Source organism: Pseudomonas sp. MWU16-30317 (assembly GCF_020515695.1).
GTDB lineage: Bacteria > Pseudomonadota > Gammaproteobacteria > Pseudomonadales > Pseudomonadaceae > Aquipseudomonas.
Window position 1 is genome coordinate 1 of record NZ_JAIWJA010000021.1, and the last position, 10998, is coordinate 10998.

A 10998-nucleotide genomic window follows, 5' to 3' on the forward strand; every position below is an offset into this window, starting at 1 on the left:
ATATTGGCCGGTTCCTGATGGACCGGTACAACTGGCGGCGACCGCATCAGTTCAACGAAGGGCTAGCGCCTGCGGTCGCTGAGGAAAAACTCAATTCACTGTCCGGGATCAGTTGACCACTACAAGTCGATAAGGCTGATGGCTCGCTCAGGCTTATCCATGGCGACAGCCACTGTACTGGCAGGCAATGGCGGGTGTAGAAAGCATGGCAAGTCGTCACCGTATGGCTGTATATATATACAGCATTTTAGGCTTGTTTGAATTTTAATGCGAGGCGGCTTTTGCAAACTGAAGCCCATGGGCGCACGACCACCGCACCTCGGTGGTTGAAATTGTATCGTTAGGCAGCTATCATTAGGCGTTGAACTTAACCTAAGGAAACACCTTTGCCCCGTTCCAACTGGCTGCCTACGCCGCCATAGCGCTACGCCCCCTCGCAATGCCCTGACCGCCACCTAGCTGCGGTCGAAATCTGCTGCGCCTGACTTTTAGTCGCTGCACTCCCCAACTCAATTGAAGACAGAAGCACCTGCATTGCTCAGCGTTCGTCGCTGCACGTCATGCCGTGCCTGCTATGGGTAAATCATGCTTGAAAACATCAAAACTGCCTGGCTATCAAACATCCGGGCGGACGTCCTTGCTGGTCTCGTTGTTGCGCTCGCCCTTATTCCCGAGGCGATAGCCTTCTCCATTATTGCTGGAGTCGACCCCAAAGTTGGCCTTTACGCCTCATTCTGTATTTGTACGGTCATCGCCTTTGTCGGTGGTCGACCTGCAATGATCTCTGCCGCCACGGGAGCCATGGCTTTACTGATGGTGAATCTGGTCAAGGATCATGGCCTTCAGTATCTGCTAGCCGCCTCCTTGCTGTGCGGCGTACTGCAGATAGCTGCGGGATACTTGCGGCTGGGCGAACTGATGCGCTTCGTATCACGCTCGGTCGTGACCGGTTTCGTAAACGCCTTGGCGATCCTGATCTTCATGGCGCAGTTGCCAGAGCTGACCGGTGTTACCTGGCCGGTGTACGCCATGACTGCTGGTGGCCTGGCGATTATCTATCTCTTCCCCCGGCTGCCAGTTATTGGGAAGCTAATGCCATCGCCGCTGGTGTGCATCATTGTGCTCACCGCAATCTCGATATACATGGGCCTGAAAATTCATACCGTCGGGGACATGGGCTCGTTACCTGACAGCCTGCCGATCTTCATGTGGCCAAGCGTGCCGTTGAATCTGGAGACCCTGCTGATAGTGCTTCCCTACTCAGCGGCGTTGGCAGTGGTGGGATTGCTGGAGTCGATGATGACCGCGACTATCGTGGACGACCTGACTGACACATCCAGTGATAAGAACCGAGAGTGCAAGGGACAGGGTTTCGCCAACATTGCGACCAGTCTCATCGGTGGTATGGCGGGCTGCGCCATGATTGGTCAATCGATGATCAACGTTAAATCCGGAGGCCGGACACGTCTTTCCACCCTATGTGCAGGGGTATCTCTGTTGATCATGATGATCTTCCTCGGCGATTGGCTGGCTCGCATACCAATGGCAGCCCTGGTTGCCGTGATGATCATGGTCTCCATCAGTACCTTCAGCTGGGGATCAATCCGCAATATCAAGGAGTATCCGCTCTCAACCAATATCGTGATGCTTGTCACGGTGGTGGTCGTAGTTGCGACCCACAACCTAGCATTCGGAGTTGTCGCCGGCACATTGCTGGCCGCGATGTTCTTCGCCAACAAAATCGGCCACTACCTGGACGTGACCTCCAAGCGTGATTCGGAGAATTCCCAGCGTACGTACTACGTGACTGGCCAGGTATTCTTTGGCTCAGCAGATCGCTTTGCGGACTCCTTCGATCTCAAGGAGCAGTTGGAAACGCTGACGATTGATCTTCGCGAGGCGCATTTCTGGGACATTACAGCGGTGGCAGCGCTCGACAAAGTAGTGTTGAAACTGCGCCGGGAAGGTATAGCAGTAGATGTCATTGGCATGAACCGAGCGACCTCCACGCTCGTGGATCGATTCGGCGTCCATGACAAACCCGATGGTATCGACACGTTAATGGGCCATTGATTAAGCAAGGCTGGAGCCTAGCTGGCTGGATTCGACGCCTGCTCTTGGTGTGCGCTCACAATATGGACGCCACGAGCACCGGATTACCGTCGCTACATGCGTCCGTTTGGCCAGAAAGGCAGACCAATTTACCAAGGTGAACCGTCCAAAACGGCGAAAAACGTTAGCGATATATTGTTCTTTAAAATCAATGGCTTATCAGTTACTAACTGTTAGGATCATTCAGATACAACGACGGCTGTGTGATCGCCCGCAGTTACGATGCCAAACCCTTCGTGAAAATGGCCGCGCCGTATTTTCAGATCAAGGACGACCTGCGCCGCCATGGCGTGATGGCGTTCAGCAGCAACTATGCGCTGTACGGCGACATGAGCGAGCGGGTGATGACCATCATCGAGTCCATGGTGCCGGCCGTCGAGGTCTACAGCATCGATAAGAATAAGTTGCATACTGTGGGCGCCCAAAGTAAATGGGGCACCCATGGACATTGGCGCTTATTCCTACAGAGATATCCCTTGGCTAACGTTGAGCACATTCACTTCAGTCCGCATGACCTTTCTGTCAAAGACCGCCTGATTACCTACTCGCTGAGTAGCTCCCGTGTAGTGATCGAAGGATTGCCACAAATATTCTGGGAAGACGGCTTGCCATGGAGAGAAGCCAATCTCTGGGCTGTGGAGAGAGTCACCAATGGTGAGGCACTCCTTAAAACAGTTTCTAGCAACCTAAACGGGCTGTTGAACTACGCGAAGTTTTTGGAGAGTCGTAGGCTTCAGTGGTTTGAGTTTCCGTCTCGGAAGGCTGATCGATGTCTTGTTCAGTATCGTGGGGCGCTTATTAAAGCTCGTGACGCTGGTCATATCAGTCCTGCCACGGCTTCCGAGTACATGCGTAACTGCATCAGTTTCTACAGGTGGGTTAGGACGCATGGCCTTCTAAACCCGATATTGCCGCTGTGGAAAGACAAGCGCTATTTCATCAAATACTTTGACCAGGTCGGCTTCGAGCGAACGCTAGCTGGAACCACCACCGATCTGGGTATTCCAAATCGAAAACGCATTGGGGTCACTTTGGAAGGTGGGCTATTTCCTGTGTCTGCGGTTGATCGAGACGCCATACTCGATTTCGCAAAACAGAGCGCCTCACCCGAGCTTTATCTGATGTTGGTTCTAGGTTTCTTTACGGGTATGCGACTGGGCACTATCTGTGACCTTCGTATCGATACGTTGGAGCGCGCCTTACCTGATCCGTCTGCAAAAGGTTTGCTTCGGATATCGGTAGGGCCAGGTGCGTCCCCGCCCGTGCATACCAAATTTGGAGTAACTGGCCAGGCATGGATTCCCGAAGCGTTGTGTTCTGAAGTCTTGGAGTACGCCAAGGGTCTTCGCAGGTTGACTCGCGAGGCATCTGCTGCTGGCGAGCATCAAGACCTAGTGTTCTTGACACGTTTCGGAAACCCTTTCGGACGTCGCAAAAGTGATCAGTCTTCGGCTGTAAACGTTGAGATGTCATCGCTTAGAAAATTAGGCATCGCGTCGGGCATCAAAGCGCTCAGGAAGTTTCGTTTCCACCAATCCCGATGCACCTTCGGAACTGAGCTAGCTAGGCTCGCTTTAGCAAATTGCACTGATGTGGCGATAGTGATTGCGATGGTCAGCAATTCATTGCTTCACGGTCGAAACTCGGAGGCCACCACCTTCAAATACATCAAGTTTGTGCAGGCCGCACCCGCTAAGCAGGCCATTGCAAACAGCTTTATGGCTGCGTTCACAGGAATTGCTTCGAGAAAGGGAGCGAGCAATGAGTAACCTAACGTCTTTAGACCTAACGTTTCCGATGCTTGAGTACGGGAAAAACGAGACGCCCTGGGATTTGGCGCCGCTTTTATACAGCGGTGGTGCAGGGGCAAAAGTGAAGACGGTACGCAGTGAAATCACATCAGGTGCTCTAGGTGATCCTTTGCTGGAGCGGGTAGAGCTTGTGAAGGAGTTCCATGACTGTTTGACCGACGACCTTGTCGGCGGTGGGAGCCGCTTTTCGGCCAATAACAAGATTGGTGCGCTTAGGAAGTTTTTTCGGTGGGTGGATCAGTGCGAGCGTCCGTTAAGCATTGATACGGTCGCGGAGGAATACTTAGGGTGGGCTGAACATCTTCTACAGCGTCATCGCGTGGAAGGATATCTAACTAGCGGATCGTTATACGACGCGGCAAGTTTAACCGCGACGATGCTCGACCGAGTTCTAGGCCGAAGCTCGACGCTTCTGTACAGCACCCGAATTCGCAAGCCTAGAGGCAACGAAAAGCCAAGTAATGGGGGCGCTGCTAAGCAAAGTTTGGAAGAGAGCTTTTCATTCGGGCAATTCATTGCCGACATCTGTACGTCCCTTACCTATGAAGCTGTGACGGGGTCGCTTCCCATTCACGTGGAATTGCGGTCGGGTTCGACGCTACCTATCTGGTGCGGCCTGCGCGATACAGAGAAGGAAGCGTCACGCCGGATTCGACCTCAAACCAAATTTCAGATTGCGGACATCCTTCGAAACCGCGAATTTCGGAACGATGACGTTTCAATCGAGACTCGATACCCGGCGGTGAATCTTCGAATCGAAGCCGAGTTGCTTATGTTCATCGCACAAACCGGCATGAATTTATCCCAAGCGCATCAGCTTCGAATTGACCAATACCATTACACGAGTCATCTTGATGGTTACCAAGTGAGGTCTTACAAAAATCGCCGTCAGGGTGAAGTGCTGTTTGACGTTTTCTCAAGCTATAAGCAGTGGTTCGAACGCTACATTGAGTGGCGAAACATATGGTTTCCAGAGGATCTAGAGGGACTGCTTTTCCCTCTCGTCCGCTCTGGGGGACGTCTCGCTTTAAAAGCTCCCCAGTTCACGGCTACTGGGCGCGTCTGCACCGATTCCAGTGTTCGATTTGTTCGACCTCGTAAGCTCCGGGGAGCGCGTATTAACTGGCTGTTACGTGAGTCGCAACGCCCCGAACTGGTAGCGGAAATCGCACAGCACACTGCTGAAACTTTGATCCGTGTGTACGCCGAGCCCAATCCGCAAATTGCGATGATTGAAATCACACGATTTCATCGGCAAGCAGATCCTGTCGTTTGCTCACCTGCTCCAGGTACTTGTGTGGCGCCGACACCAGAATCGGTCGTGGATGCTCCGACTAATGCTCCTGATCCCGATTGTATTAACGCAGCGGGTTGCCTTTTCTGCGTCAATCATCGGGATATTGAAAGCCAGGATCACGTCTGGTCCCTGAGTAGTTTGCGAATGCTCAAGAGCTTGGAGCTAATTAGATATCGCCCAGCGTGCGCGGATAGATCTGCCGAGGCTGACCATCCAGCGATGCTTGCGGTCGAGCGTCTGAGTGCGAAGTTACGGTTCTTTCAAGACAGTAGCGAGGTGCGTCGGCTTTGGGTTGAAGAGGCACAGGCTCGCATAGCCGAAGAGGACTATCACCCAGCTTGGGACGGATTTATTCGACTTGCGGAAGTTACAGCGGGGCCTTCCCAATGAATATGCTCACGACATTAGGGCTTTCTATCGAGTCGCCTCTCGCCGTCCCTGGGGCATCGAATTACCGTCCAGAGAGCTGGCCTCCGCCGCCTAATTGGCCGGTCGTAATTGATGCGCAGGGAAACGTAGTCAGCCGCTGGGGCGATCCAATTTGGAGGCTTGATCCATGGGCTAAGAAACCAGTGACGCTGAATTTTGGTGATGGGCCAGTTAAAAAATCAGCGGCGCCAATTAGCTCAAAGAATGCAAATTTACTTCGAATCATCACTGGCTGGTGGCTATATGGACCGTACGGCGCTCGTGGCTACAGATCACTTAAAACGCGTTTCGATCAGATGCGGCGGCTGTTTATTCTTTGTGAGGATGAAGGAATACTTGCCAGCGAATTAAGGCACTTTCCACGCGTATGCGAACGGATCCCTGCCTTTCTTCGTACCTCAAGACAAACCGAGTTTCTGGCGTTAATGCATGAGCTTTATGCATCTAGGGATGCCGTGGGATTTACGTTGCTGGATTCAGGCTCCCTAACCCGTCTGGCTGCGCTTTTTCCAAATCACCACACAGCTCAAACACCGTACATCCCTCCACGTATTTGGCGTTATCAAGTTACTAGGCTGCGAGAGTGCCTTGATGACTTCCTATTCCATAGAGAACAGGTTGAAGCTTGTTACCGGTTCTGCTTCGCGGCTTACGAACATAACCAGAGGGTTTCGGAGAGAACAACGTGCGTAAACGCCCCGCCTTTTTCCGGCCATATGATGAAATTATCAGGCGCTAAAACGGGTCTTCGTTTTCTCGGCGCGTTTGCAGGTACCGCGAAACGCTTCGGCATCTTTGAGCTGCTTGAGCGTTGGATAGGGCGCAATCGAAAATTGCAAGTAAGAGCGCTGACCAGTTATCTGAAACTGGTCAATCGCGCCGGTTTAGCTTACATCCTAAACTTCAGTCTCATGCGGGTCGAGGAAGCTTGGAATCTTCGGGCCGGATGCCTTGACGTTGAGCATGACAAGAATTTCGGCGACATTTTTTTGTTACGTGGGCAGACGACGAAAACGCAGGCTGATAAAGACGCCTTGTGGGTCACATCCCCGTCTGTGGAGGTCGCCGTTAGGGCGATGGAGGTAATTTCTCAGTTTCGCTCATTACACGCATCTTACTCAGAAGCGAGTGGTCTTGCGGGCCGTTATTTGAGCGAGTCTTATAACGAGCCGTGGGGCCGAGTGCGCAAAAAAGATGATCACTCACTTAGACCGGGTATTCCGACTTATGCCGAACTTTTGGGGCGGTTCTACAAGCTCTTTGATTTAGAGCGTTTGCGTATCACGCCCGAGGATCTGAAATTGGCCCGACTAGCTACCTCTACGTTGCCGGAAGAGTATCAAGTGGGCGCTGTATGGCCGTTAGCGTGGCATCAGTTGCGTCGAACAGGGGCAGTAAACATGCAAGCTTCCGGGCTTGTAAGTGATGCTTCGCTTCAGTATCAGCTCAAGCACGTCACCCGTGCTATGAGTCTCTACTACGGACAAAATCACTCGCAGATGCGTCTAGAGGAAAAGGCTCACACACTGTACGTTCGCGCGATGTACGAGACGCTTGGTAGAGAATTACAGAAGCTTACGAGGGTACGTTTTGTAAGTCCTCATGGAGACAAACGAAAGGCTGAGATCGTTCGGCTGATTTCGCTAGAGGATGCGAAGAAGATGATTGGTTTGGCAAAGAAAGGCGCGGCTTCCTGTCGCCCAGTCATTCTCGGCGTTTGCTCGAGTCGCGAGCCTTGTCCGTACGGCGGAATTGACAACATTGCCCATTGCGGTGGCGGTGATTCAGCGGATGCAAAACCTTGCCCTGATGTGCTGTATGACTCAGAACAATCGGGCGCGGTAGCTGATCTTGAACATGTACTCAAAGAGCGTCTTGCTACTGCACAGGATGGGAGTCCGCTAATGGAATCATTGATGGCTCAACAGCGAAGCGTAGAGAGCTTCCGGCGTGTCGTAGGGAGCGCAAATGGACTTTAAACGCCCTGCTCGCGGCAGCGCGGCTGATCAATACCGTGATGCTTTTGAGCGCCTGAAATTGAATAGGCCACAGCTTCTACCAAAGGGGACACCGGTCACTCAGAACAACGTGGCCAAAGAGGCCGGGAGCGATCCGTCAGCGCTTAAGAAATCTCGTTTCCCGAGTCTCATCGCAGAGATTAAAACCTACGTGGAACAACATGCGGCGGTGCGACCTCCTTCGTTGAACAAGGTAAATCTTCTCGCCCGCCAGAAAAGCCGCACCCTGCGTGATCGGATTGAGCAAGTTGCCCGGCAGCGAGATCAGCTCGCAAGCTTGTTGAGCGAAGCGGATGCGAAAATTATTGAACTGTATGACCGTATCGCTGAGCTTGAGCGGCAGTTGCCTGCGTCAAATATAATTTCGTTGGATCCTCGCGGGCCGAGAAAGCTTTGAGATAACAGCGCGCATGGAGCTAGGCGCCTGGGCATTGCCGATCTGGTGCGGCAATTGCCTGCCTCAAATATGCTGCTTATAGATCCGCTGGGCCGCAGAGAATTTGGTTCCACCCGACGAAATTGCTATTTGCCGGGATTGACCGGCCGATGAATTAGGCGTTAACTGTATGTATATACAGTTTTCTCTAGGCTTCATATTATGATCATCACCTTCTTAGGAATGCCGACGGGCGGCGCTACAATGGTTCCTTCTTACTCCTTTCGCGTGCCGGCCGGCTTTCCCTCCCCGGCATCCGATCACTTAGAAAAAATTGTTTCTCTTGATGAGCTGTTCGATCTGCGAGCGCCCCACGTCTATTTGGTCAAAGTGGAAGGCGACAGCATGCAGGGCGCCGGTATTTTCTCGGGTGACGTCGTCATCGTGGATCGAGGCCGTGACGCGGAGCATGGCGATATCATCGTTGCCGCAGTGAACAATGAGCCGGTATGCAAGTGGTTGCATCGCCGGGACGGGGTCGTAATCCTCAAGTCGGAAAACCCAGCTTATCCCGCCAGATACATTCTCGAAGGTGACGACTTTCCGGTTTGGGGAGTGGTCCGCTTCAGTGTGCGCGATCATGCACGGTGAAAAAGTGTTTGCGCTGGTCGATTGCAACTCGTTCTATGCGAGCTGTGAGCGCGTCTTTAGACCAGATTTGGCCAAGATCCCAATTGTAGTACTCAGCAACAACGACGGGTGTGTGATAGCTCGATCCTACGATGCAAAACCATTCGTAAAAATGGGCGAACCATATTTCCAAATTCGAGACAAACTGAAGCAGCACGGAATTGTACCTTTTTCCAGCAATTATGCCCTGTATGGCGACATGTCCGAGCGCGTCATGACCATTTTGGAATCTACGGTCGACTCCTGGGAACGGTACTCGATCGATGAAATCTGGCTAAGCGTGGGCGGTATGCCCGGTAACCTTGAGGCATTCGGCCGTGAACTTCGGTCTCGCGTATTACGCTGCACGAGCATCCCGGTCGGTGTTGGAATAGCATCCACTAAAACCCTTGCCAAGTTGGCCAACCACACCGCCAAGCGCTTGCAGGCTCAAACGGGAGGCGTTGTGGATATCCGTGATCCTTTCAAGCGAGACTGGGTTTTGCGTAACACCGCGGTAAGGGAGGTCTGGGGAGTTGGCAGGCGAATGACAGCGCACTTGGAATCCATGGGCATCCTGAGGGCTATGGACTTGGCAAAGGCTGATCCCAAGATGCTGCGGCAAAAATTCAGCGTGGTGGTGGAGAAGACCGCCCTTGAACTGGCAGGCATATGTTGCTTGGATGTTGAAGAGGTCGAGCCGCCAAAGCAAGAGATCTGCTGCAGCCGGGCATTTGGCAAACGCCTCACAGAGATTGAACCGATCAAGCAGGCGGTGGCCACTTACGTTGGACGCGCAGCGGAAAAACTCCGAGCTCAAGGTTCGATGTGCAAGCGCATGCGAGTGAGCATCCGCACTGGTATGTTCAATCCTGACGAGGCCCATTACGCCCAGGGAGTGATGGTAGAACTGCCTTACCCGACATGTGACACTCTGCTCATGACGCGAATGGCTACCGACGCAGTGGCTAAAATCTTTCGTCCCGGCTTCCGTTACAGCAAAGCTGAGGTGCTTTTGATGGATCTGAGGCAGCCAGGTGAGTTCACCGAAGATCTGTTTGCCCCCAAGCAATCTGCAGAATGCGTTCGGCTGATGCAGGTCTTGGACAATATCAACGGAAGATGGGGCCGGGGCACACTGCGGGCTGCCAGTGTTCCAGCATCACCTGACTGGGGTATGCGCCGTGAAATGATGAGCCGATCTTATACTACCAAGCTGGACGAACTTTGGATGGTGCGCTGCGATTAGGCGAGGCGTAACCCAAGTATTTACGCTAGATGCGCACCATTATCCTTCAGCGTTGGTAAATGCCAGGTTGACTCTGGTATAGAGATCCATCCCCTTCAACTTACCGGACGGAGGCTTGTACGTGTTGGACAAAAAAATGCCCGAAGCCCTCAGAGAGGCGAGGTGGTACAGACCGGGGCTTTGACTTATAGTGATGTCAAAATGACAGTTCTATATTGGGAGTTTGAAAGTGAAAGGAACACGTTTTGCGTTGGTGATGGCCACCTTGATGTTTTGTGGCCAGTCGTATGCTGCCCCAAACACTGATAAGGACCTGCTGAGCAGTTGAAAAAAAGCAGAGGCTTATATTGATAGCGGCCTTCAAGGGCCTGCCAACTTGAGCATGGGGCAATGTTACGGCATGGTTAATGCGGTGCGGGACATGCTGTGGCTTGCACAGGATTCGCTTGCGCGAATATCAAAGCTTGCCTGCCGGGCGGTCTGACCACTGGAAAAAGCACGGCCATCGTTGTCGACTTTCTAGAGCGTAATCCGCCCATGCAACAGCTACCAGATACGGCGGCGGCTCTGGAGTCCTTTAGGGCGGCCTTTCCCTGCCGAAACTGACCCCCAGCGTTACGAATAACGGTGTTTATGGTAAATTTCCGGTTCCCAGGCACGAACACGCTCCAGCGCTAAACTTGGTAAAAATAGTTCACCTCACCCGTGTGCAATCATCGAGCTTTCCATCCATATTATTCAGACGCCTATCATAATAGCCCTCGGTCCTGCCATTTTCGGTAATCGTCTCATAGTTATAGGTAGCTGCCTTATCTGAAACTTTATAATTGCCGCTCCCTTGGCGCTTATCATCTGTAAGCTCGACTATTTCAAATGTGCCATCATCCTTCAACGTCTCTTCCCACCTATATGTCAACGCCAACCCAAAACTGACCCCTTTACTGCATTTTTCGCCAACTGAAATCTGACCCCCTCGGCCTGCTTTTAAACGCTCTTCACCGCTCGCGCAGGGCTGGTACCCGCCTTGCGTTTATCCT

7 protein-coding genes and 1 pseudogene are annotated in these 10998 nt (G+C 52.6%); all 8 read left to right on the forward strand.

The genetic code is table 11. The features are described from left to right. Positions 1-585 precede the first annotated feature (585 nt). The 8 genes and pseudogenes from LIX93_RS29380 (at position 586) to LIX93_RS29415 (ending at position 9961) form a co-directional block, all read left to right on the forward strand. Complete coding sequence (locus LIX93_RS29380) at positions 586-2073, forward strand: SulP family inorganic anion transporter (RefSeq protein ID WP_226507517.1); 1488 nt, start codon at positions 586-588, stop codon at positions 2071-2073. 230 nt (positions 2074-2303) lie between these two features. After that, positions 2304-2519, forward strand: a pseudogene (locus LIX93_RS29385) (RulB protein); the annotation flags it as partial. A gap of 69 nt (positions 2520-2588) precedes the next feature. Beyond that, entirely contained in the window at positions 2589-3881 is a 1293-nt protein-coding gene (locus tag LIX93_RS29390) for a site-specific integrase (protein ID WP_226507524.1), read from the forward strand. Beyond that, positions 3874-5610, forward strand: coding sequence for a site-specific integrase (locus tag LIX93_RS29395; RefSeq protein WP_226507518.1), 1737 nt, complete (start codon positions 3874-3876; stop codon positions 5608-5610). Before LIX93_RS29390 ends, LIX93_RS29395 begins: the two co-directional genes overlap by 8 nt. Further along, a complete protein-coding gene (locus LIX93_RS29400; RefSeq protein WP_226507519.1) occupies positions 5607-7628 on the forward strand; it encodes a hypothetical protein in 2022 nt (673 codons plus the stop codon). The genes LIX93_RS29395 and LIX93_RS29400 overlap by 4 nt, the downstream gene beginning before the upstream one ends. Continuing rightward, a complete protein-coding gene (locus LIX93_RS29405) occupies positions 7618-8064 on the forward strand; it encodes a hypothetical protein (RefSeq protein WP_226507520.1) in 447 nt (148 codons plus the stop codon). Before LIX93_RS29400 ends, LIX93_RS29405 begins: the two co-directional genes overlap by 11 nt. 201 nt (positions 8065-8265) lie before the next feature. After that, entirely contained in the window at positions 8266-8694 is a 429-nt protein-coding gene (locus LIX93_RS29410) for a S24 family peptidase (RefSeq protein WP_226507521.1), read from the forward strand. Continuing rightward, positions 8684-9961: a Y-family DNA polymerase gene (locus LIX93_RS29415; protein ID WP_226507522.1), complete on the forward strand. Its 1278-nt coding sequence runs from the start codon at positions 8684-8686 to the stop codon at positions 9959-9961. The genes LIX93_RS29410 and LIX93_RS29415 overlap by 11 nt, the downstream gene beginning before the upstream one ends. Positions 9962-10998 lie beyond the last annotated feature (1037 nt).